Here is a 22,394-nt window from a genome sequence, read left to right as displayed (position 1 = left end):
CGCGGACTGTCGGCGGGCACCGCTAGCCTGCGGGGCGCCGACACCCCGCCGAACCGCCGAGGCCCCGATGACCGTCCGTTTCGAAGCCGCCTGGTGCAACACCGACCTGGGCCCGTACCGGGAGTGCGCGTACACCTACGAGCGCTACCCGTACGACAGCGTGCCCCCGCTCGACGCCGCACTGTTCACCGGGTCGTTCGACTGGTTGGGCGGGCCGAGCGGCGAGCCGTCCGGGCAGGCGGCCGAACTCGCCGAGCTGGAAAGGGCGTTGGACGAGTTCGGGCTGGTGCTTCCGGCGGACTTCCTGGCCTACCACCGGGACGCCCGGCTGGCCTGGTCGCTCGACGAGGTGTCGCCGACCGGCTGCTGGCAGAGCTTCTCGCCCCCGCTGCCCAGCCCGGTCGAGCCCGGCGCGCACCTGGTCCGGTTCTTCCGCGACCAGCAGGACTGCGTGCTCTGGTACCTGTACCTGCGGCCCGGCGAGGAGGCCTTCGTGGTCCACTCGTGGCTCGACTACGAGTGCCAGTTCGAGCTGGTCGCGGAGGGCGAGGAACCGGACGAGGAGCTGGCGGACCCGGGGGCGATCCGCTGGTGCGCCGCCTCGTTCGAGGAGTTCGCCTACCGCTACTGGGCGGAGGGCCGGATCCGGCTGGACCTCGCGAACGGCGACGGCCCCACCGACCCCCGGCTGCTGGGGTACCTCGCGCACTACGCGCAGCAGCGGCCGGGGGCCTCAGGGCCCGGCGTCAGTGCGCGCCCACCGAGGTGATCTTGACGACGGCGCGCCCCTCCTCGTCCGAGCCGTACAGGTCGACCTCGGCGGAGATGCCCCAGTCGTGGTCGCCGTTCGGGTCGTCGAAGATCTGCCGGACGCGCCACAGGCCCTCGTCCTCGACCTCCTCGATCAGCAGCATCTTCGGGCCGCGCGCGTTCGGGCCGGTGAACAGGTCGTCGTACTCCTCCCAGTACCCGTCCATCGCGTCGGCCCAGCGGTCGGCGTTCCAGCCGTCCTCGCCGTCCAGCTCGGCCAGCTCGTCGTAGTGCTCCAGGGCGCACAGCTCGACCCGGCGGAACAGCTCGTTGCGGACCAGGACGCGGAAGGCCCGGGCGTTGGCCGTGACCGGGGCGGGCTTGTCGTCCAGGCGGACCTCGGCGGCCTCCGGCTCGGTCGGGTTGGCCAGCGCCTCCCACTCGTCCAGCAGCGAGGAGTCGACCTGGCGGACCAGCTCGCCCAGCCAGGCGATGACGTCCTTCAGGTCGTCGGTCTTGATGTCGTCCGGGACGGTCTGCTCCAGCGCCTTGTACGCGCCCGCCAGGTAGCGCAGCACGATGCCCTCGGTGCGGGCCAGCTCGTAGAAGCCCACGTAGTCGGTGAAGGTCATCGCGCGCTCGTAGAGGTCGCGCACCACGGACTTCGGCCGCAGCGGGTGGTCGCCGATCCACGGGTGCGCCCGGCGGTAGACCTCGTACGCGTGGCCGAGCTGCTCCTCCAGCGGCTTCGGGTAGCTGATCTCCTGGAGCCGGTTCATCCGCTCCTCGTACTCGACGCCGTCGCGCTTCATCTCCGCCACGGCCTCGCCGCGCGCCTTGTTCTCCTGCGAGGCGAGGATCTGCCGCGGGTCGTCGAGCGTCGCCTCGACGACCGAGACCACGTCGAGGGAGTACGAGGGCGACTCCGGGTCGAGCAGGTCGAAGGCGGCCAGCGCGAAGGTGGACAGCGGCTGGTTGAGCGCGAAGTTCTCCTGGAGGTCGAGGGTCAGGCGCGCGATGCGGCCCTCCGCGTCCGGCTCGTCGAACTGCTCGACCACGCCGCCCTCCACCAGCGAGCGGTAGATGGCGATCGCGGTGCGGATGTGGCGGCGCTGCGCCGGGCGGTCCTCGTGGTTGTCGGTCAGCAGCTTGCGCATCGCCTCGAAGGCGTTGCCCGGGCGGCCGATCACCGACAGCAGCATCGCGTGGCTGACCTTGAAGCGGGAGACCAGCGGCTCCGGGTCGGCCCCGATCAGGCGCTCGAAGGTCTCCTCGGTCCAGGACACGAACCCGTCCGGGGCCTTCTTGCGGACCACCTTCTTGCGCTTCTTCGGGTCGTCCCCGGCCTTGGCCAGCGCCCGGTCGTTCTCCACCACGTGCTCCGGCGCCTGCGCCACCACCTGGCCGACGGTGTCGAACCCGGCCCGGCCCGCCCGCCCGGCGATCTGGTGGAACTCGCGGGCCCGCAGGATCCGCACCCGCTGCCCGTCGTACTTGGACAGCGCCGTGAACAGCACCGTGCGGATCGGCACGTTGACGCCCACGCCGAGCGTGTCGGTGCCGCAGATCACCTTCAGCAGGCCCGCCTGCGCCAGCCGCTCCACCAGGCGGCGGTACTTGGGCAGCATGCCCGCGTGGTGCACGCCGATGCCGTGCCGCACGTACCGGGACAGGTTGCGGCCGAACTTGGTGGTGAAGCGGAAGTTGCCGATCAGCGAGGCGATCGCGTCCTTCTCCTGCTTCGAGCACATGTTGATGCTCATCAGCGACTGCGCCCGCTCCACCGCCTCCTTCTGGGTGAAGTGGACGACGTACACCGGCGCCTGGCCGGTGTTCAGCAGCTCCTCCAGCGTGTCGTGCAGGTTGGTGCGCCGGTACTCGTAGAACAGCGGCACCGGGCGCGTCACCGACCGCACCGCCGTGGTCGGGCGGCCGGTGCGGCGGGTCAGGTCCTCCTCGAAGCGGCGGACGTCGCCGAGGGTCGCCGACATCAGCAGGAACTGCACCTGCGGCAGCTCCAGGATCGGGATCTGCCAGGCCCAGCCGCGGTCCGGCTCGGCGTAGAAGTGGAACTCGTCCATCACGACCTGGCCGATGTCGGCGCGCGGGCCGTCGTGCAGGGCGATCTGCGCCAGCACCTCGGCGGTGCAGCAGATGATCGGCGCGGTCGGGTTCACCGAGGCGTCGCCGGTCATCATGCCGACCTGCTCGGTGCCGAAGATCTTGCACAGGTCGAAGAACTTCTCCGACACCAGTGCCTTGATCGGCGCGGTGTAGAACGTCCGCTTCCCCTCGGCCAGCGCGGCGAAGTGCGCGCCCGCCGCGACCAGGGACTTGCCGGAGCCGGTCGGCGTCGCCAGGATCACGTTGTTCCCGGAGACCAGCTCGATCAGCGCCTCCTCCTGGGCGGGGTAGAGGGTGATGCCGCGCTCCGACGCCCACTCGGCGAAGGTCTCGAACAGCGAGTCGGGCGTGGCGGGCTTCGGCATCAGGTCCAGGAGGGTCACCCCGCTATCTTGCCCGTCCGGGATCACCGCGGGCAAAGCTCGGGCGCGCACCGTCGTCCGCTCCCGCGCTCCGGCCGAACGAGTGGTTGCCCCGGGCGTCCGTGTCATCACGCTGCGTGACGGAGATGATGCGGGTCGACCGCCCACGAACGAACCGGGCGGCGCGAAGCAACGGAAGGACACCCATGCGCAAGCGCATCCTCGGCCTCGGCCTGGCCGTCGCCGCCCTGGCGGCCGTCGCCGCCGGGCCCGCCGCCGGGTCGGCCGCCGCCGCGGCCGACCCGAACGTCGAGACGGTCACCGCGGTCGGCTCCTCCGGCGGCGTGGTGGCCCGCTGCCCCGAGGGCTGGACCCCCAGCGACCCGCACATCACCAACGGCGACGGCACACCGCTCGCCCCGAACCAGCGCTGGCACTACGGACCGATCCAGGGCAACGACGGCTTCGCGGGCTGGATCGCCCCCTACCTGAACTCCCCGCCGCCGCCGGACACCATCGCGCTCACCATCACCTGCACCCGCTGCTGAGACCCCTCCGGCGGTCCCGGGCCGGCCTCACGGACAGGTGACCACCTGGCCGGCCCAGGACAGGCCGCCGCCGAACGCGAACAGCAGCACCCGGGCGCCGGAGCGCAGCTCGCCGCGCTCCACCAGCTTCGCCAGCGCCAGCGGGACGGACGCCGCCGAGGTGTTGCCGGAGTCCACCACGTCCCGGGCGATCACCGCGTCCTCGGACAGGCCCAGCTTCTGCATCAGCGACTCGATGATCCGCAGGTTCGCCTGGTGGGTCACCACCCCGTCCAGCTCCGCCGGGCTCAACCCGGCCGCCCGGCACGCCTGCTCGGCCAGCGCGGGCAGCTCGGTCGTCGCCCACCGGAACACCGCCTGGCCGTTCTGCTCGAACTGCGGGTGCCACGCGTCCAGCAGCCGCACCGCGCTCGCCCGCGACGGGTCCGAACCCCAGACCACCGGGCCGACCCCGCTGCCGTCCCCGTCCGTCGCGGACAGCACCGCCGCACCCGCGCCGTCGCCCAGCAGGATGCAGCTGCGCCGGTCCGTCCAGTCGACCAGGTCCGACATCTTCTCCGCGCCGATCACCAGCGCGTGCTTCGCCCCGCCCGCCAGCAGCGAGTGGCTCGCCACCGACAGCGAGGTGCAGAAGCCCGCGCACCCGTTGTTCAGGTCGAACGCCACCGCCGACGGGATGCCCAGCCGCCCCGCGACCTGCGCCGCGATCGACGGGCAGCGGTCCACCGCACTGCAGGTGGCCACGACGACCTGCCCGATCTCCGCCGGGTCCAGCCCCGAGGCCGCCAGCGCCTTCGCCGCCGCCCCCGCCGCCAGGTCGGTCACCGACTCGTCCGCCGCGGCGATCCGCCGGGTCACGATCCCGGTCCGCCGCCGGATCCACTCGTCGTTGGTGTCCACCATCGTCGCCAACTCGTCGTTGGTGAGCACCCGGGCGGGCTGGTGGTGACCGAGAGCGGCGATCCGGACTCCGGGCATGACGTTCCCCTTCCGCAGCGGCCCCGACCGGTGCCGGGACAACGGCCCGGAATATAGCAACCGACCGGTCGGAAGCTAAACGTCGGCCCGAAGGACGGACACCGGGCCGCGGCGCGGTGGGCAGCCGGCCCCGCCGGGCCTTGGCCGGTCCCGGGGAGTCCGGCGGGGCGGGTGTCGTCTCGGCGGGCTCTGCCCGGGGGCGGCTTCGGCGGCCCTTCGGCCCTTCGGTGCCGGTGGTGTGTCAGGTGGTGGCGAGGCGGCTCACGATCAGTTCCAGCCGCTGCTCGGTGTCGGCCGGTGGCAGCCGCCCCGTCCGGGTCAGGGAGGCCAGTCCGTGCAGGGCGGCCCAGAAGGTCTCGGTGAACAGCCCCGGGTGTGCGTCCCCGGCGACGTCGGTGAGGGTCTCCAGCAGGGCGGCGAAGGCGTCCTTGAGGGGTTCGGGGGTGTCTTCCTGCGCGTAGGCGAGGCCGCCGTCGAGTTCGAAGAGGGCGTCGTAGACCGCCGGGTTGCGTTCGGCGAAGTCGAGGTAGGCGCGGGCGAGGGCGGCGACCCGGGCGCGGGGGCCGTCCGCGGCGGAGGTCGCGGCCCGCACTGCCGCGGCCAGCTCGGTGGCGCCCTGGAGGGCGACGGCGCCGATGATCTCGCGCTTGCCGCGGAAGTGGCTGTAGAGGACGGGTTGGCTGTACTCGATGCGCTCGGCGAGCCGGCGGGTGGTGACCGCGTCCCAGCCCTGCTGCTCGGCGAGTTCGCGGGCCGTCGCCACGATGAGGCGCTCGCGGGCGGCCCGCTCGCGTTCTTTGCGTTCCTGTACCGACATGACCCGATCCTAGCAGTGCTAGACAAGATGGCGGCATTAGGTCTAGCGTTAACACGTCATCTAGCGGCGCTAGATCCTTGGAGGGGTCGTCATGTTCAAGGCACTTGAGGTGTTCACCGTCGTGGTCGTCGGTCTGATGGTGGGGGTGGAGTTCACGGTCGCCTTCGTCGTCAACCGGATCCTCGGCGCCCTGCCCGAAGACAGCCACCAGCTCGGCCGCGCCCACGGCGGCCGGATGCTCGGCGCCCTGATGCCGTTCTGGTACTTCACCTCCCTCGGCCTGAGCGCCCTGTGGGCCATAGCCGGATGGCACCGCTCCGGCGCCGGCCTGGTCGTCACCGCCGCAGGGCTGCTGGCCCTCAGCGTGGCCATGTCGGTCCTGCTGCTCGTCCCGATCAACAACCGTGGCAAGACGTGGACCCCCGAGAACCGGCCCGCGGACTGGAAGGAGCAGAGCGCCCGCTGGGACCGCTACCACTACGCCCGTGTCGCCGTCCTCGTCGCCGCCTTCGCCCTGCTGGCCACCGCCCTCGCCTGAGCCCGCGGAGCGGGACGGCAGCCGGTGGGCGGCGACCTCCCTTACCCGGCCGACCACTTCGGGCCTAGAGACGAAGCCTCCGTGCTCCGGTGACGCCCCCGGCCCGGCCCGGCCCGGCCGGGCCCGGGCGGGATGTCGGAGTGCGTCCCTACGATCACCGCATGCCTGATGCCTTCACCGTCCTGTGGACCCACGACACCTGCCGCGCGCTGCGCCGCGCGGGGCGGGTGGGGCAGCGTCCGACCGTCGCCTACAGCGGGGTCCACGGCTCCCTGCCGCCCTGGTCGGGCGTCTCGGTGGGGGACGAGGTGTACGCGCTGCACGTGAACCGGGGCGAGGTCTTCGTGGTCAGCCGGATGCGGGTGCTCGGGCTGGAGCGGGGCGACTGCTGCGACGGAGCGGCGGCGGGCGGGACCGGGCACGACGACTGGTGGATGCTCGGGGCGGGCGGCTGCGGCGCGACGGCCGTGCACGTGGACGGCACGCCCGTGGACTTCGGGACGAAGGTGCCCGGCGAGCTCCTGGAACGGCTCACCTGGCGCAACCAGCGCGGCCGCACCAGGGTCCTGAAGTACGTGGTGGACGGCCGCCTGGAACGCTCCGTCAGCCTCCAGGGGTTCTACCGGCTGACCCCCGGATCGGCCGACGAGCTGGCGGCCCTCCCGGCCGCAACGTGCGGGCCGGGGAAGGGCCTTGCGGAGAGGGCGCCCGCGGTGCCAGGCTCCGGGGCGTGAAGAGGATCGAGTCCGACACCCTCCGGTGACCGCCCCCGGAACGCGGAGCCGCGTCCCGCTGCACGAGCACGCGCTGCAACTGCACCGGGCGGGCCCCGACGCCCCGCTGCCGCGGACGGTGCGACTGCCGGACGAGGAGCGGTACCGCCGGGCCGAACAGCGGCGCAGGTGGCAGCCGGAGCTCGCCGGTGCCCGTACCGCCGCCCTCCTGGAGCAGCGCCTCGCCCGGCCGCTCACCCCGGCCGCGCTGCGGCTGCTGGCCGTCGGCCTGGCACAGCTGCCGGTGCCGCGACGGCCCGACCCGGCGGTCGGCGCGCTGGCGCGGCACCACCCGCCCGAACTGCTGCGGACGGTGGGCCGCCACCTGGTGCGCCACGGCACCGAACGGGACGCGGTGGCGGCCGGGCTGCTCCTGCTCGCCGAGACCGCCACCGAGCGCGAGGTCCCGCTGATCCAGACCGTCGGCCTGCTCGGCGCGCCCTTCGGCGGCCTGCCCGCGCACGCCCTGGAACGACTGCGGACACCGGCGGCGGTACCGGCCCTGATCTGGCTCGCCGAGCGGACCACCGGCATCGACCGCACCCACGGCGTCCACGCGCTGAACCGCCTCGCCGCGCCCCGCGCCCGCTACCCGTGGTGGCACGGCCCCCACCCGCTCGCCGCGCCCGACCGGCCCGCCGACCCGCGGGCCGTCCACTGGCTGCGCCGCCGGGCCGCCGACGAGGGCGACTTCACCGGCTACTTCGCGGGCGAGACCCTCGTCGCCGCCGCCGTCGGCCGGGCCATCGCCGACCCGCACGCCGACCCCGAGACCGTCGACCAGACCGGACGGCTGCTGCGCGCCGCGGCCGAGAGCCACGGCACGGGCGCCACCCTCGCCCACCTCGACGACGCCGACCACCTGCTCACCCACTACGCCCGCCACGTCGTCCGGCTCGGCCCCACCACCGACCGCTACCGCTCCGTCCTGACCCTGGCCGCCCACCTTGCTGGAGCGGCAGCCGGGGTCGGGGCCGGGGAGGAGGGGCGGGCCGTGGTGCGGGAGCGGCTGATCGCGTTGCTGCGCAGCCCCGGTTGGCCCGCGCAGTTGGCCGTGCTGCGGGGCGATCCGCGCGGCAACATCGCGGGCTGGGCGACCCTGGCGGCCCGCCGCGTCGGCCTGCTCCCGGACGGGCCTGCGCCGCGGTCACCCCGGCTGTCCCGGCGGCCCACGGCGTAGCGGCGAGGTCGGGGCCGGTGGCGGGACAGGGGCCGGGGCCCGTGGGGGTGGTGGTGACGGGAAGGGCGGTCGGGCCGTGGTTCGCGAGCAGTTGGCCGATCCGCGCGGCAACACCGCGGGCCGGGCGACCCTGGCGGCCCGCCGCGTCGGCCTGCTCCCGGACGGGACTCCGCCCCGGTCGCCCACGGCGTGGGGAGGCGTAGCGGTACGGCCGGGGTCAGTCGGACCAGAGCTTCCTCGGGCCGAGCACCTGGAAGCGCGTGTGCACGCGGTTGGCGCGGGCCCAGTCGTGCAGGAGGTCGCAGAGTTCGGCGCGCCCCTGCGGGGAGAGGCCGATGCTGACGCCCAGGTCGATCGACCGGCCGTCGGTGAGGTCGATGTCCAGGCCCGACTGGCCCCGGGAGTTCCAGCAGTAGCCGATCTCCCGGATCCGGTCGGGGCTGAGCGCGTACCGGGCGAAGGAGTTGGTCACCACCAGTTCGCGGGCCCGGAACTCGACCGAGGTCCGCAGCACCGACCGGAACGACTGCGCCAGCAGCAGCACCGCCGCGACCGTCAGCGCAACCCCGGCTGGCGCGGCATGGTTCGAGAGGACCGCGAAGAGACAGACCCCCGGGGTGATCACCGGCACCGGCCACCCCACCAGGGCGCGCAGCACCGCCCGCGGCAGCGGTCGGCGCACGGTCAGGGTCGGGGCGCCGCCGCCGCGCGGCCGCCAGCCGACGTCCGGGGGACGGCGGGGTCTGCGGGCGCTCAACGTCCGCCCCCCGTCAGGTCCGTACGGTCCGTTCGCATCTCCGGTTCGCCTTCTGTTCGAAAGTTCGGGCAGTGTACCGACCACCCCGCCGGGGGTAGGAGGGGAGGGAGGCGGGTCCGTGCCCGCCGCGGGGGAGGAGGGACAGTGAGTGACGGCTCCGCGCTGGACGGGGTGCTGACCCGGCTGGTGCCGACCGGCGAGGAGGACCTGGAGCTGCTGGCCGGGTGGTTCGCCGATCCCGGGTTCGTGGAGCACTGGGGCGGGGTGCCGCTGTCGCGGGCGGAGGTCGCCGCGAAGTACCTGGGGCGGCGCCGTCCGCGGGTGGAGTCCTTCCTGGTGCTCGCCGGGGGCGGGCCGGTGGGCTACGCCCAGTACTGGCGGGCCGGGCCGGACGGCGGCGGCATCGACCTGGTGCTGCGGCCGGAGGCCCGGGGCCGCGGGCTGGGGCCGGACGCCGCGCGGGCGCTGCTGGCCCACCTGGGCGGGGAGCTGGGGTGGCGGCGGGTGACCGTCGACCCGGCGGCGGCGAACGTCCGGGCCGTGCGGGCCTGGGAGAAGGCCGGGTTCCGGCGGGTGCCGGGCCGCCCGGCGGACGGGACCCTGCTGATGGAGCACCGTCCCGAGCCGCCCTGTCCCGAGCCGTCCCGTCCCGAGCCGTCGTGCACCGAGCCGTCGTGCACCGAGCCGTCCCGTCCCGAGCCGTCCCGTCCCGCGTCCGGGCGGGCGTCCGCGTAGGATTCCGGACCTGGGCGCGGAACGGGTGCGTCCGGACGGGACGGAGCACGGAGGAGGAGCGATGAGCCCGCGCAGCACCGTGGCCGAGGCCCGCCGGACCCGGGCCCGGATCGTCGACCGGAGCGTGGCCCTCGCCTCGGTCGACGGACTGGAGGGCCTGACCATCGGGCGCCTGGCCGGGGACCTCGGCCTGTCCAAGGCGGGCGTGCTCGGCCACTTCGGCACCAAGGAGGCCCTCCAACTGGCCACCCTGGAACGGGCCTCAGCCCTCTTCACCGCCCTGGTCTGGGACCCGGCGGCGGCCGTCGAACCGGGCCTGCGCCGCCTGCGGGCGGTCTGCCAGGGCTGGATCGACTACCTGGAGCACGCCCGCGAGGTCTTCCCCGGCGGCTGCCTGTTCACCACCGCCGCCGTCGAGTTCGACGCCCACGACGGCCCGGTCCGCCGCAACGTCGCCCGGCTGCTGATGGTGTGGCGCCGCCGCCTGGCGGGCGAGGTCCGGCTCGCCGTCGCGGCCGGGGAACTGCCCGCCGACACCGACCCCGAGCAGGTCGTCCACGAGCTCACCGGCATCTACCTGGCCCTCAACCAGGCCCTGCAACTGCTCCGCGACCCGCTCGCCGCCACCCGCACCCGCCGCGCCCTGGACCGCCTGCTGCCCGCCTGACCGGTTCCGTCCCTGCCTGACCGGTTACGTCCCCGTCGGGCCGTTCCGTCCCCACCGGACCGATTTATCCCCCGTTCCCGCGTGGCACCCACCCATTCGCCGCAGAACTCCTAGTCTCAACGGTCTACAGCGCTACCGCGCCCTTCCCGCCGCGCCTTTGCGCCTTCGAGCCGAGGAGTACGGCCATGAGCCGTGTCGTCAGGGCCGCCCTGTTCCAGACCGCGTGGACGGGCGACAAGGAAACCATGCTCGCCGCCGCCGAACGCGCCGCGCGGGACGCCGCCGCGCAGGGTGCGCAGGTCATCGGGTTCCAGGAGGTGTTCAACGCCCCGTACTTCTGCCAGGTGCAGGAACCCGAGCACTACGCCTGGGCCGAACCCGTCCCGGACGGGCCGACGGTGCGCCGGATGCAGGCGCTGGCCCGGGAGTTGGGGATCGTGGTGGTCGCGCCGGTGTACGAGATCGAGCGGCCGGGCTTCTACTACAACACCGCCGCCGTGATCGACGCCGACGGCAGCTACCTGGGCAAGTACCGCAAGCACCACATCCCGCAGGTGCACGGCTTCTGGGAGAAGTACTACTTCAAGCCCGGCAACCTCGGCTGGCCGGTGTTCGACACCGCGGTCGGCAAGGTCGGCGTGTACATCTGCTACGACCGGCACTTCCCGGAGGGCTGGCGGGCGCTGGGCCTGGCCGGGGCCGAGATCGTCTACAACCCGTCGGCGACCAGCCGGGGCCTGTCCGCGTACCTGTGGCAGCTGGAGCAGCCCGCCGCGGCCGTCGCCAACGAGTACTTCGTCGCCGCGATCAACCGGGTCGGCGTCGAGGAGTACGGCGACGACGACTTCTACGGCACCAGCTACTTCGTCGACCCGCGCGGCCAGTTCGTCGGCGAGGTCGCCTCCGACAAGAGCGAGGAGCTCGTCGTCCGCGACCTCGACCTCGGCCTGATCGACCAGGTCCGCCAGCAGTGGGCGTTCTACCGGGACCGGCGCCCGGACGCCTACGGCCCGCTGACCGAGGGCTGAGCGCGGTGGCCCGGACCCTGATCACCGGCGGGCTGGTGATCACCGCCGCCGAGGAGACGCCCGCCGACGTGCTGGTCGAGGACGGCAAGGTCGTCGCGCTCGCCCGGCACGGCAGCCAGAACTGGACCGCGGAGCAGGTGTTCGACGCGAGCGGGAGGTACGTCGTCCCCGGCGGCGTCGACGCGCACACCCACATGGAGATGCCGTTCGGCGGCACCCGCGCCTCCGACACCTTCGCCACCGGCACCCGCGCCGCCGCCTGGGGCGGCACCACCACGATCGTCGACTTCGCCGTCCAGACCCGCGGCTCCTCGCTGCGCGCCGGGCTCGACGACTGGCACGCCAAGGCCGACGGCAACTGCGCGGTCGACTACGCCTTCCACATGATCGTCTCGGACGTCAGCGAGCCGGTGCTGCGCGAGCTGCCCGGACTGGTCGGCGAGGGCGTCACCTCGTTCAAGCTGTTCATGGCCTACCCCGGCGTCTTCTACTCCGACGACGGCCAGATCCTGCGCGCCATGCAGCGGGCCGCCGACGTCGGCGCGCTCACCATGGTGCACGCCGAGAACGGCCCCGCCATCGACGTCCTGGTCGAACAGGCCCTGGCGAAGGGGGAGACCGACCCGCGGCACCACGGCGAGGTGCGCCGGGCCCTGCTGGAGGCCGAGGCCACCCACCGCGCCATCCAGCTCGCCCGGGTCGCCGGGGCGCCGCTGTACGTCGTGCACGTCTCCGCCCGCGAGGCGCTCGCCGAACTCGCCGCCGCCCGCGACCTCGGACTGCCGGTCTTCGGCGAGACCTGCCCGCAGTACCTGTTCCTGTCCACCGACAACCTCGCCGAACCCGGCTTCGAGGGCGCCAAGTACGTCTGCTCCACCCCGCTGCGCCCGAAGGAGCACCAGGCGGCGCTCTGGCGCGGCCTGCGCACCGACGACCTCCAGGTGGTCTCCACCGACCACTGCCCGTTCTGCTTCAAGGGCCAGAAGGAACTCGGGCTCGGCGACTTCTCGAAGATCCCCAACGGCCTGCCCGGCGTCGAGCACCGGATGGACCTGCTCCACCAGGCCGTGGTCGAGGGCCGGATCAGCCGCCGCCGCTGGATCGAGCTCGCCTGCACCGCCCCCGCCCGGATGTTCGGCCTCCACCCGCGCAAGGGCACCGTCGCCCCCGGCTCCGACGCCGACCTGGTCATCTACGACCCGCACGCCGTCCAGACCCTCTCCGCCGCCACCCACCACATGAACGTCGACTACTCGGCGTACGAGGGCCGCACCGTCACCGGACGGGTCGAGACCGTGCTCTCCCGCGGCGAGGTGCTGCTCGACCGCGGCGACTACCTCGGCCGCCCCGGGCACGGGGCCTTCCTGCCCCGCTCCGCCTGCCAGTACCTCTGACACCCCTCTTCCGCGAGGAGCCCCCGCAGTGGACTTCGGACTCGTCCTGCAGACCGACCCGCCGGCCGCCGAGGTCGTCGAACTGATGCGCCGCGCCGAACGGGCCGGGTTCAGCCACGGCTGGACCTTCGACTCCGCCGTGCTCTGGCAGGAGCCCTTCGTCATCCACAGCCGCATCCTGGAGCACACCGAACGCCTCCGGGTCGGCCCGATGGTCACCAACCCCGGCACCCGCACCTGGGAGGTCACCGCCTCCACCTTCGCCACCCTCAACGACATGTACGGCAACCGGACGGTCTGCGGCATCGGCCGCGGTGACTCCGCGATGCGGGTCGCCGGGCGCCGCCCCAACACCCTCGCCCGGCTCGGCGCCGCCATCGACGCCATCCGCGACCTCGCCGAGGGGCGGGAGGCCGAGGTCGACGGCAACCCGATCCGCATCCCCTGGGTGAAGGACGGGAAGCTGCCGGTCTGGATGGCCGCGTACGGCCCGAAGGCGCTCGCCCTCGCCGGGCGGAAGGCCGACGGGTTCATCCTCCAGCTCGCCGACCCGTACCTCACCGAGTGGATGGTCAAGGCCGTCCGCCGGGCCGCCGAGGAAGCCGGGCGCGACCCCGCCGCCGTCACCGTCTGCGTCGCCGCCCCCGCCTACGTCGGCGACGACCTCGACCACGCCCGCGAGCAGTGCCGCTGGTTCGGCGGCATGGTCGGCAACCACGTCGCCGACCTGGTGTCGCGCTACGGCGAGCACTCCGGCCTGGTCCCCGACGAGCTGACCGACTACGTCAAGGACCGCCACGGCTACGACTACAGCCACCACGGCCGCGCCGGGAACCCCTCCACCGACTTCGTCCCCGACGGCATCGTCGACCGCTTCTGCCTGCTCGGCCCCGCCGCCGCCCACGTCGAGAAGCTGCGCGTGCTGCGGGAGCTGGGCGTCGACCAGTTCGCGGTCTACGCGATGCACGACGCCCGGGAGGCCGTCATCGACGCGTACGGGGCGGAGGTCATCCCGGCGCTGGCCTGAGCGGCCGTCAGCGCGGGCGGGAGGCGGTGGCGGACAGCACCCGGCCGGAGGCGGAGACGGTCACCTCCAGCAGCCGGGTGCCGGACGCGTCCGGCGGCCGGAAGGTGAGCAGCCGGGCCCCGTCCGGGCCCGGGGCGGCGACGGTGGGGCGGGCGTCGCCGGGGGCCAGGTCGGGGAACCAGGTCCTCGCGAACTGCGTTCCGGTGTAGAGGACTTCGTCCTCCGGCCGTGGGGGAGAGGCGGCCGCCTCCGGGGCGGTGAACTCGACGGAGACCAGCAGGCCGGACCACGCCTCGAACCGGAACCGGCCCCGGTCGGTGACCGCCTCGGTCAGCGGGAAGGCCGAGCGCGCGGTGTCGGTCGTCAGCGAAGTCCGCTCCAGCCGGTCGCCCGGGCCGAACAGGCCCACCATCAGGCGCTGCGCCGGGACGCCGACGTCCGTGAGGTCCGGGCGCGGCGGCGGGTGGCCCGACGGGCCGTACAGCGGGACGTACAGCCACACCACCAGCGCGACGGCCGCCAGGCCGCCGCCCGCGGTGCCCAGCGCACCCAGCGCGTCCCGGCGGGAGGCGGGCGGTCGACGCCCCGCCCAGGCCAGTGCGGCCACGGCCGCGGCGGTGCCCAGCAGCGCCCCCGAGGAGTTGTCGAGCAGGTCCGCGACGTCGCAGGAACGGCCCGTCCGCAGCGCGGTCTGCACCAGCTCCGTCCCCGCGGAGAGCAGCACGCACCCGGCCGCCACCGACAGCGGCCGCCGGAACACCCACACCCCGAGCGCCGCGAGCGGCACGTACAGGGCCAGGTTCAGCGCCCCCTGCAAGCCGTGCGCGACCTCCCAGCCCCCCGGGTCGAAGACGCAGCTCGGACGCCCGAAGGACCCGCTGGTGGTCGGCGTCAGCGTCGCCGCCGACTCGCCCGCCAGCGCCACGGCCCACAGCACCGGTCCGAGCGGCGGCCGCCCCCGCCGCCGGGCCAGCAGGAACGCCGCCACCCCGAACAGCACCCCCAGCACGGCGAAGGCGGGGAACAGCAACGGCGCGGCGGACAACGAGACTTCGAGCATCGACCCTCCGGAAGGAGCGGCGGTGGCGGCGCCGGAGGCCCGGGCCCCCGCGGGCGGCCGTCAGCGTACGACCGGCCGCGGGGCGACGGCAAACCGCCATCCGTGCGGCGGGGGAACGAAAGTGACGATTCGTCAGTTACCGGCGAAGGCGGCCGCGTTCTCGACCGCCCACTGGTGGAAGGTGCGCTCCGGGGCGCCGAGCAGGCTGCGGGTGGTGTCGCCGACGGCGGCGGGCCCGGCGGTGGCGGCGGACCAGAAGGACAGCAGCGAGCCGACCAGCGGGGCGGGCATGAAGCGGGACATCTGGCGCTCCGCCTCGGCCCGGCTGATCGTCTCGACCGCGACCTCCCGGCCCAGCACCCCGGCCAGCACGCCGACCTGCGCGCGCAGGGTCAGCGACTGGCCGCCGGTGAGCGTGACGGCCCGGCCGCGCGGCTCGCCGCCGGTCAGCGCGGAGACCGCGACATCGGCGATGTCCGCCGGGTGGATCGGCGCCAAGTGCGCCTCCGGGTAAGGCAGTTCGACGGGCAGCCCGGCGCCGATCGGCCGGGCCCAGCCGAGCGCGTTGCTGGCGAAGGCGTCCGCCCGCAGCAGGGTGGCGCCCAGGCCGAAGGCGGCGAGGGCGCGCTCGACCGCCAGGTTGTGCGCACCCAGCGGGTCGCTCTCCGCGTCGGGCGCCAGCACCGAGGCGGAGGACAGCAGCACCACGTGCTCCACGCCCACCGCCTCCGCGGCCGCGACGAACGCCTCGGCGCCCGCGGGATCCGGGTACAGGAACACCTGGCGGACGCCCTCCAGCGCGGCCCGGAAGGTGTCGGGCCGGTTCAGCACCAGCTCGACGACCGGCACCCCCTCCGGGGCGGCGAACCGGTCGGGACGGGCGCTGGCGGCGCGCACCGGCAGGCCCTCGGCGTGCAGCCGGTCGAGGACGGCGCGGCCGACCCGGCCGCGTGCGCCGGTGACGAGAACGGTCATGGGAACCCCCGTGGGTCGATGGTTGTCGGATCGCACAGCAGGATGCGGCGTGGTGCGGCGCGGCGTGGCGCAGCGCGGTGCTGTGTTGTGCTGTGCGGCACGGGTCTGTTCGACCGTGCACATGCATGCTGTCATGCATGCAATTGTCGAGCAACATGTTTTTGTGCGCCGACATGCACCTACCATGGGCGCATGACGAAGAACGACGCCCACTGGCCGCACCCCACGGCCGACGAGCTGCTGGACGCCGTCGGCCCCGCCTTCGGCAAACTGCGCCGCACCTCGCTGCTGGACGTCGAGCACCCCATCTCCGCCAAGGACCTCAGCCGCACCCTGGTGCTCAACCTCGTCCTGGAGCACACCCGCGACGCCGAGGCCGAGGTCACCGTCGGAGCGATCGCCGAACTCCTCGCCGTCGACCCCTCCGTCGCCAGCCGGATGGTCACCGACAACATCAAGGCCGGCTACCTGCTCCGCGCCGCCTCCCAGCACGACGGCCGCCGCACCGTCCTGCACCTCAGCCCCCGGGGCGCCGAACTGATGGCCCGCTTCCGCCGCCACCAGCGTTCCGCGTTCGAGTACATCACCGCCGACTGGGCCGACACCGAACGCCTGGAGTTCGCCCGGCTGATGCTCAAGTACGTCGACTCCCTGGACCGCCTGAAGGACCGGCGCCGCGACGGCACGGGCTGAGGGGGCGGCGCGGCGTCCGTCGGGCTAGGAGGGCGGCGCGGGCCGAGGGGGCGGCGCGGGCCCGGGGCGGGGAAACCCGGGTGCGGGCGGGGGAGGGGGTCTGCGAGCATGCGACGCATGTCCCGTGATCTCCTCGCCCTGGTCGTCCGCCGTACCCACCGCCTGCCCGTTCCGGTCCAGGAGCCGGGGGCCGACGGTCAAGGCGCCGTGCGGGCACGGCAGTTCGACGCCGCGCTGATGTCGGCCGGGTTCAAGCTCTCCGGGGAACTGCTGGCGCGGCTGTCCGCGCTGCCGGAACCGCAGGTCGCGGAGGCGGCCGCGGCCGGGCTGGCGGCCGTCCGGGAGCTGGTCGGCGACCACGTGCGGCACAACGCGTACTTCGTGGACTTCCCGCACAACGTGCCGGACACCGCGGAGTTCTGGTTCGGCCTGCTGGTCGAGGCCCTGCAGACGGGCAGGAGCGCCGCCGACCTGGACAGCGGCTCCGGGATCGACCTGCTGGCGCTGCCCGGCTACGGCACCTACCGGCACGACCACGAGGACCTGCTGTCCGCGCACGACGAACTCGTCGCCGGGGCGGGCGACCGGGTCACGGTGCTGCACCTCGGCGGCACCCCCGAGCAGGAGGCCGAGGCGCTCTACCTGGCGCTCGCGGGCAGCACCACCCCGCTCGGCGAGGAGGGCCTGCGCGACCTCGCGGCCCTCGCCCGGCACTGCGCCGACGGCCCGCAGCCCGCCGCGATACCCGTCCGGGAGAACCGGGCCACCGTCAACGCCGCCCGCCTGCAAGCCGGTTCCGGCCTGCTCGCGGACACCGTCACCGACGTGCTGCGCACCGCCTGCGCGCTCTTCGACGGCGACGTCACGCTCGCCGCCCCGACCAGGTTCGGCCCGCTGCCGCGCCCGGCCCGCCGCGTCCTGCTGGCCGCACTGGACGAGGTGGTCGCCGCCGCGCCCGGCAAGCTCGCCGACGTGCTGCGCCACCGCGAGCGGTTCAAGCGCCTCGGCGAACGCCTGCACCCGCACGAACACCCCAGGTGGCCGCACGCCGCCCAGGTGTTCGCGGTCGCCCGCGGCGAGCAGCGCGTCCGCGGCCTGGACGGCCGGGTCGACGAACTCCTCGCCGCCGGAGAACCCGGCACCGCCGCCGACCTGCTGGCCGCCGCCGCCCCCGGCAAGCTGCTGCGCGCCTTCGACCGGCTGCTGCGCGCCGCCGCCACCGAACCGGACCGGGCCGCCGTCCTCACCGCCGCCGAACGCGCCCTGCCCGCCGCGTCCGGCCGCCTGCTGCTCTCGCTGCGCGAGCACCTGGAGAACCGGGAACGGACCGGCGGCGACCGGCGCGTCTTCGTCAACCGGGACGCCCGCAGCCACGTCACCGACGACCTGCGCCCGCCGCTGCCCGCCGCCGGACGCGAACGCCTGGCCGCCGCGCTGGACGCCGAGACCGCCCGCCGCCTGCCCGCCGACCCGCCGCCCCTGCTGGTCGACCCCGAGATCCTCGACGTCGCCCTCCCGCTCAGCGGCAACGCGAGCGCCGCCGGGATCGGCGTGCTGCCGCGCGGCTCGGTCCAGCCCGTCCGCGGCGAACTGCTGCGCTTCTTCGTGTACTGGAAGCAGCGGGAGCGCACCACCGACTTCGACCTGTCCGCACTGATGCTCGACGCCTCGTACGACAATCCGACCTGGCTGTCGTACACCCAGCTCAGCTCCGTCGCGGGCGAGCACTCCGGCGACGTCGTCGAAGCACCCGACGGCGCCTCGGAGTTCATCAACCTGCGGCTCTCGGAGGTGCCCGGCACGTACATCGTCCCGCAGGTCAACGTGTACGCGGGCGAGGGCTTCCAGGAGGTCGAGGAGTCCTTCTTCGGCTGGATGCTGCGCGAGGAGGAGCAGCACGGCCTGCCCTTCGAACCGCGCACCGTGCGGGCCAAGTCCGAGCTGCGCGGCTCCGGGCGGGTCGCCCTCCCGCTGGTCTTCGAACGCCGCGACGACGGCCGGTGGTACGCCCGCTGGCTGCACCTCCACCTGCGCGGCACCCCGCACGCCAACCGGGTCGAGACCAACCGGGCCACCGTCGCCGACCTGCTGCGGGCCGGCCTCCGGCGGCAGCACCTGACGGTCCGCCACCTGGTCGGCCTGATGGTCGCGAACGGCGCGCACCTGCTGCCCTGGGACGGCCCCGCCCCCGACGGCCCGGTCACCTACCTGGGCCTGGCCCGCCCCGACGGCCTGCCGGAGGGCTCCCGGGTGATCACCCCGGAGAACCTGCACGAACTGGTCCCGGCCTGAGGACCGGGGAGGTCCGGAGCCCGGGGCCCGGGAGAGCACGGTCCCGGGCGGGGCCCGCCGCGGCGCTCAGCCGCGGAGCGCCACCACCAGCGCGCAGGTGAAGACGGCCGTCACCCAGGTCCACAGCACCGACAGCGCGACGTGGGCGGCGGTCCGCAGCCGGTCGCCGCGCCACAGCTCCGGGGAGAACACCGCGAACTCGAAGATCCAGCGCAGGCCCCAGAAGAGCGTCTGCGCGGCCAGCAGGACGGTGCCGAGCCGCCCTCCGGCGAGCAGGTCCGGGGCGAGCAGCAGCGGCAGCAGGCCGAGCAGGACGCAGGTCAGGGCGATGAAGAAGAGGTGCACGTAGGAGACCTGGCGGGTCAGCAGGGTGGTGCCGGCCAGGTCGGACGGCCAGCCGATGAACCGCGGCAGGACGACGTGCAGCGCGCCCATCGCGATCAGGGCCGCGCCGACCAGGCGCAGTTGGCCTTCCAGGGTGAGCAGGTGGGTCACGGTGCGAGGCGCTTTCCGGTCGAGGCGGTGGTGGGCGGGGCGTCGGGCGGGGCGTCGGGTGGGGCGGCGGGCGGGGAGGCGAAGGTGAAGGCGGTGACCAGGCCGCCGATCCGACGCTCCGCGACGAGGTGCAGGCCCGCCGCGGCCCCGGCCCGCAGCCAGGCCCGCCGGGGGAAGAAGTGCTGGGCGCCGGGGCCGTAGAGCGCGGTGTTGGCGGCGTCCCGCAGGTGCTCGACCAGGACGAGGCGGCCGCCGGGGCGCAGGACGCGGGCGCACTCGGCGAAGAGCGCGTGCCGGTCGTCCGTCCGGCGCAGCTCGTGGGCGGCGAAGACGGCGAGGACGGTGTCGGTCGAGCCGGTCGCCGCGGGCAGGTGGTCGTGCCGTCCGGGGAGGGTGCGCGGGGCGGGCGGTACGTGGCGGCGGGCCCGGCGGATCGAGCCCTCGGTCATCAGGGCGGGGTCGTAGAGGTCCACCACGGTCTGGGCGTGCCGCGGCCAGCGGGCCGCCACCGGCCGACTGGCCTCGTCGAGGCCGGAGGAGAGCACCAGGTGCTCGCCCGGGCCGCCCGGCAGCAACTCCGCCAGCCAGTCGAAGGTGCGCAGTTCCGAGCGGTCGTAGACCCACCAGGTGGCGGCCGTGCTGCTCGCCAGCAGGGCGGCGGCCGCGACCGCGCCCGCCCGGGCGAGGGCGGCGGCGGGCCGGGGGAGCCGGTACGAGAGCGCGAGGCCCGCTCCGGCGGCGAGGCAGCCCGCCGCGTACAGGGGCCAGTTGTAGCGGACGACCTCCCGCACCCCGGAGAAGCGGACCGGCTCCTCCGGGGCCGCGTCGCTGTTTCCGGCCGCGCCGGTGCTCCGGGCCGCGCCGGTGCTCCTGGCCGCGTCGCTGTTCCCGGTCGCGCCGGTGGTCCGCGGAGCCGTCGGGGGCCGCCTCATCGTTCGGCCCCGTCCTCGGCGCGGCGCCGGCCGGCCTCCCAGCCGTAGTCGAGGTCGGCGACGTGGAAGGCGTTGGCGAGCACGGGCGCCGTCCCGGCGAAGGGGCCGTGGGCGAAGAAGGTGGGCGGGGTCGGCAGTTCGACGGCCACCGGGGTCGGCTCCCAGTGCGTGCGGGTGGCCTTGACCACGATCACCGACCGGGTCTGCGGCTCGTGCTCGAAGGTGTAGGGCAGCGGGCCGGCGAAGCGCCGGGCGTCCTTGGCGCAGGCGAACGGGCTGCCGTCGGGCAGGCCCGCGGGGGCGCCCGCGAGGTCGGCCCGCACGTGCAGGTCGGCCCGGCCGTCGCGGCTGAGGACCCGGAACTCCAGGGCGTCGCCGACGACCCGGCTGCCGATCCGGGCGAGCCGGTAGTGGTAGCGGGTGAGCAGGTTGCCGCCGAGGGCCATGACGCGGCTGTCGGTGTCACTGCGGAGGATCTTCAGGCCGCGGATGGACCGGCCCCCGGGCGTGGGGAAGCGGGTGAAGATCCGGTACCCGGTGAGGAGCAGGTCGGCGCCGAGACCGGCGGGCAGGAAGGCGGGCCGCAGGTCCCGGGTGTCCACCAGGGCCGCGGCGACGAACCCGTGCTCGGTGCCGGAGGGGTCGGTGTAGGTGTCGAGGGTGAGCCCCGGCGGCAGGAGCGGCTCCAGGACCTCCGGCGGCAGGGCGTAGGTGAGAACCAGCGAGTGGGCGAAGCGGGTCCGGATCGGGACGGGGTGGCGCTGCAACAGGTACTTCATCGGGTCCTCGTTCCGTCCGTCCCGGTGCGGACGACCCGCACCACGCCCCAGATCATCGACCGGTCCTCGGCGGCGCGTCCGGCCCCGCCCGGTCCCGGTTCGCGCAGGCTGCGCACCACCGCCGTCCCGCCCGGGCGCACCGCGTGCTCGACGGCGGCGCGCAGCCGCCGGGCGAAGCGCGGGCCGGGCCCGTCGACCACGTTGGAGAGCGTCACCGCGTCGTAGCTCCCGGCGGTGCACCGCTCCAGGTGCTCGACGACCTCGCCCCGCAGCAGCCGCACCCGCCCGGGGCCGGTGGCGGCGGGGGCCGCGCCGGGGCGTTCGCGGCCGAGCAGCAGCCGCCAGGCCCAGTCGTTGGCGGCGTTGGGATGCCGGGCGACGGTCCGGGCGATCCTCCGCAGCAGCACCTCGTCGAAGCCGCGCGGGAGCGCGGACCGGAAGCCCGGGTGCAGGACGGCGGCGAGCGCCCCGGCGGGCCGCAGGGCGGCGGCGGCCAGCAGCCGCAGCCCCGGGCCGTCGAACCCGTCCGTCCAGCGGCGCCGCTGCTCGCCCGGGTCGTCGAGGCGCAGGAAGTCGGCGACGGCGGCGGGCCGCCAGGCGGGCAGCAGGGCCGCTGCGGCGGCGCGGCCCAGGCCGGTCAGCCGTTCGGCCGAGCCGGTTGCGGCGGGCGCGCCGTCCTCCAGCCGGGCCCTGGCGTAGGCGAGCTGGGCCGGGTTCAGGTCGATGGCGGTGACCTCGTACCCGGCCGCGGCGAGCGCGGCCGCGGTGTCCCCGGCGGACGCGATGCACAGCACCCGGGCGCCGGGCGGCGGGAAGGCGGCGAGTTCCACGGCCGGGTCCTCGTACATGCGGCCGAAGAGCACCCGGGGGCGGCGGGCGGGTCCGGCGAGCAGTCGGCCCTGCTGCCACGGCGTACCGGCGACGGGGTCCGGCGTCCGCGGTGCGGCCGCGGTCCGGCGGGGCGGGGAGGTGGGGGAGGTGGGGGTCATCGGGCCCGGACCTCCCGGGCGGGGCCGCTGCCCCGCAGTGCGCTGCCGGTGGGGCGGCGGGCGGCGACGAGCCAGATCAGCGCGAGGAAGCCGAGGTCCTGGACCACCAGCCGGCCGGGCTCGGGGATGTGCTGCGCGCCGACGAGCAGGCCGCCGGAGTTGAAGCCGACGACCAGGACCGTCTGCACGACCGCGGCGGCGTACGGGCGGTGCCCCAGCAGGACCCACGCACCGAGCGCGACCTCGGCGAGGCCGATGGCGACCAGCAGCGCGCCCGCCGCGCCGGCCGACAGCAGGGGCAGCCCCTCCACGATGGCGCGCTGGTCCGCCCGTCCGGGGAAGACCTTGCACCAGAAGCCCTCGTACCACCACATCAACGCGACCGCGAGGGCCGGCAGGCGAGTTCTGCCGATGTCTACCACGGTCCCCCCTTTCCTAGTGGATGCCCTGGGCAGGGCACGGCGGTGCGGGCCCCGTTCTCCCCCCGGGTCCGACGGTGCC

General features: G+C 74.7%; 22 protein-coding genes and 1 pseudogene. 12 read left to right on the top strand and 11 right to left on the bottom strand.

The window, feature by feature from the left end; all coding sequences use genetic code 11:
- Positions 1–67 precede the first annotated feature (67 nt).
- On the top strand, positions 68–769 hold the full coding sequence (locus OO57_RS13300; RefSeq protein ID WP_051777464.1) for a hypothetical protein: 702 nt from the start codon (positions 68–70) through the stop codon (positions 767–769).
- Here the strand turns inward: OO57_RS13300 and OO57_RS13295 are convergent.
- Positions 747–3,239: a DEAD/DEAH box helicase gene (locus OO57_RS13295; protein WP_418909883.1), complete on the bottom strand. Its 2,493-nt coding sequence runs from the start codon at positions 3,237–3,239 to the stop codon at positions 747–749. The two genes, OO57_RS13300 and OO57_RS13295, sit on opposite strands and share 23 nt — an antisense overlap.
- A 203-nt stretch (positions 3,240–3,442) precedes the next feature.
- Between OO57_RS13295 and OO57_RS43795 the strand changes: the two genes are divergently transcribed.
- Positions 3,443–3,784: a hypothetical protein gene (locus OO57_RS43795; RefSeq protein WP_033252603.1), complete on the top strand. Its 342-nt coding sequence runs from the start codon at positions 3,443–3,445 to the stop codon at positions 3,782–3,784.
- Positions 3,785–3,811: 27 nt separating this feature from the next.
- Here OO57_RS43795 and OO57_RS13285 read toward each other — a convergent pair whose 3' ends face one another.
- Both OO57_RS13285 and OO57_RS13280 read right to left on the bottom strand, forming a co-directional pair.
- Positions 3,812–4,762, bottom strand: a complete 951-nt coding sequence (locus tag OO57_RS13285; RefSeq protein ID WP_033252602.1) for a beta-ketoacyl-ACP synthase III — start codon at positions 4,760–4,762, stop codon at positions 3,812–3,814.
- A 241-nt stretch (positions 4,763–5,003) separates the two neighbouring features.
- The gene (locus tag OO57_RS13280) at positions 5,004–5,579 is read right to left on the bottom strand and encodes a TetR/AcrR family transcriptional regulator (protein WP_033252601.1); all 576 of its coding nucleotides are present in this window, start codon (positions 5,577–5,579) and stop codon (positions 5,004–5,006) included.
- 91 nt (positions 5,580–5,670) lie between these two features.
- On the opposite strand from OO57_RS13280, the gene OO57_RS13275 reads away from it, so the two are divergent.
- From OO57_RS13275 to OO57_RS13265, 3 genes are all read left to right on the top strand, one after another.
- Positions 5,671–6,117, top strand: coding sequence for a DUF1772 domain-containing protein (locus OO57_RS13275; protein ID WP_033252600.1), 447 nt, complete (start codon positions 5,671–5,673; stop codon positions 6,115–6,117).
- Positions 6,118–6,278: 161 nt separating this feature from the next.
- Positions 6,279–6,851: a hypothetical protein gene (locus tag OO57_RS13270; RefSeq protein WP_051777462.1), complete on the top strand. Its 573-nt coding sequence runs from the start codon at positions 6,279–6,281 to the stop codon at positions 6,849–6,851.
- A gap of 25 nt (positions 6,852–6,876) precedes the next feature.
- Positions 6,877–8,070, top strand: a complete 1,194-nt coding sequence (locus OO57_RS13265; RefSeq protein ID WP_051777459.1) for a hypothetical protein — start codon at positions 6,877–6,879, stop codon at positions 8,068–8,070.
- Positions 8,071–8,287: 217 nt separating this feature from the next.
- Here OO57_RS13265 and OO57_RS45435 read toward each other — a convergent pair whose 3' ends face one another.
- Positions 8,288–8,827 carry a hypothetical protein gene (locus OO57_RS45435; RefSeq protein WP_033252599.1) on the bottom strand — a complete coding sequence of 180 codons (540 nt, stop codon included), beginning with the start codon at positions 8,825–8,827 and terminating at the stop codon, positions 8,288–8,290.
- Between the two features lie 144 nt (positions 8,828–8,971).
- Between OO57_RS45435 and OO57_RS45430 the strand changes: the two are divergent.
- From OO57_RS45430 to OO57_RS13235, 5 genes and pseudogenes are all read left to right on the top strand, one after another.
- Positions 8,972–9,445: pseudogene (locus OO57_RS45430) on the top strand (GNAT family N-acetyltransferase); the annotation flags it as partial.
- Between the two features lie 178 nt (positions 9,446–9,623).
- On the top strand, positions 9,624–10,229 hold the full coding sequence (locus OO57_RS13250; protein WP_033252598.1) for a TetR/AcrR family transcriptional regulator: 606 nt from the start codon (positions 9,624–9,626) through the stop codon (positions 10,227–10,229).
- A 185-nt stretch (positions 10,230–10,414) separates the two neighbouring features.
- On the top strand, positions 10,415–11,257 hold the full coding sequence (locus tag OO57_RS13245) for a nitrilase-related carbon-nitrogen hydrolase (RefSeq protein ID WP_033252597.1): 843 nt from the start codon (positions 10,415–10,417) through the stop codon (positions 11,255–11,257).
- Positions 11,258–11,262: 5 nt separating this feature from the next.
- Positions 11,263–12,651: a dihydropyrimidinase gene (hydA, locus tag OO57_RS13240; protein WP_033252596.1), complete on the top strand. Its 1,389-nt coding sequence runs from the start codon at positions 11,263–11,265 to the stop codon at positions 12,649–12,651.
- A 28-nt stretch (positions 12,652–12,679) separates the two neighbouring features.
- The gene (locus OO57_RS13235; protein WP_033252595.1) at positions 12,680–13,678 is read left to right on the top strand and encodes a TIGR03842 family LLM class F420-dependent oxidoreductase; all 999 of its coding nucleotides are present in this window, start codon (positions 12,680–12,682) and stop codon (positions 13,676–13,678) included.
- 7 nt (positions 13,679–13,685) lie between these two features.
- On the opposite strand, the gene OO57_RS13230 is transcribed toward OO57_RS13235, so the two are convergent.
- Together OO57_RS13230 and OO57_RS13225 are read right to left on the bottom strand one after the other, a co-directional pair.
- Positions 13,686–14,738, bottom strand: a complete 1,053-nt coding sequence (locus OO57_RS13230; protein WP_033252594.1) for a VanZ family protein — start codon at positions 14,736–14,738, stop codon at positions 13,686–13,688.
- A gap of 132 nt (positions 14,739–14,870) precedes the next feature.
- The gene (locus OO57_RS13225; RefSeq protein ID WP_033252593.1) at positions 14,871–15,713 is read right to left on the bottom strand and encodes an SDR family oxidoreductase; all 843 of its coding nucleotides are present in this window, start codon (positions 15,711–15,713) and stop codon (positions 14,871–14,873) included.
- A 192-nt stretch (positions 15,714–15,905) separates the two neighbouring features.
- Here OO57_RS13225 and OO57_RS13220 point away from each other — a divergent pair, with 192 nt between their 5' ends.
- Both OO57_RS13220 and OO57_RS13215 read left to right on the top strand, forming a co-directional pair.
- Positions 15,906–16,406, top strand: coding sequence for a MarR family winged helix-turn-helix transcriptional regulator (locus tag OO57_RS13220; RefSeq protein WP_033252592.1), 501 nt, complete (start codon positions 15,906–15,908; stop codon positions 16,404–16,406).
- 117 nt (positions 16,407–16,523) lie between these two features.
- Positions 16,524–18,698 carry a TerD family protein gene (locus OO57_RS13215; RefSeq protein ID WP_033252591.1) on the top strand — a complete coding sequence of 725 codons (2,175 nt, stop codon included), beginning with the start codon at positions 16,524–16,526 and terminating at the stop codon, positions 18,696–18,698.
- A 66-nt stretch (positions 18,699–18,764) separates the two neighbouring features.
- Here OO57_RS13215 and OO57_RS13210 read toward each other — a convergent pair whose 3' ends face one another.
- Genes OO57_RS13210 through OO57_RS13190 form a run of 5 tightly spaced genes read right to left on the bottom strand, consistent with a single transcriptional unit; the run spans position 18,765 to position 22,315 of the window.
- Entirely contained in the window at positions 18,765–19,193 is a 429-nt protein-coding gene (locus OO57_RS13210; RefSeq protein ID WP_033252590.1) for a hypothetical protein, read from the bottom strand.
- Positions 19,190–20,125: a class I SAM-dependent methyltransferase gene (locus tag OO57_RS13205; RefSeq protein ID WP_063737551.1), complete on the bottom strand. Its 936-nt coding sequence runs from the start codon at positions 20,123–20,125 to the stop codon at positions 19,190–19,192. Before OO57_RS13205 ends, OO57_RS13210 begins: the two co-directional genes overlap by 4 nt.
- The gene (locus OO57_RS13200) at positions 20,122–20,904 is read right to left on the bottom strand and encodes a DUF2071 domain-containing protein (RefSeq protein ID WP_033252589.1); all 783 of its coding nucleotides are present in this window, start codon (positions 20,902–20,904) and stop codon (positions 20,122–20,124) included. The genes OO57_RS13205 and OO57_RS13200 overlap by 4 nt, the downstream gene beginning before the upstream one ends.
- A complete protein-coding gene (locus OO57_RS13195; RefSeq protein ID WP_106973978.1) occupies positions 20,901–21,893 on the bottom strand; it encodes a class I SAM-dependent methyltransferase in 993 nt (330 codons plus the stop codon). Before OO57_RS13195 ends, OO57_RS13200 begins: the two co-directional genes overlap by 4 nt.
- Entirely contained in the window at positions 21,890–22,315 is a 426-nt protein-coding gene (locus OO57_RS13190) for a DoxX-like family protein (protein WP_199811256.1), read from the bottom strand. Before OO57_RS13190 ends, OO57_RS13195 begins: the two co-directional genes overlap by 4 nt.
- Positions 22,316–22,394: the final 79 nt, after the last annotated feature.

The organism is Kitasatospora phosalacinea (assembly GCF_000717185.1).
In the GTDB taxonomy this organism is placed as follows: domain Bacteria; phylum Actinomycetota; class Actinomycetes; order Streptomycetales; family Streptomycetaceae; genus Kitasatospora; species Kitasatospora phosalacinea_A.
This window is presented reverse-complemented; position numbering and strand designations above follow the sequence as displayed.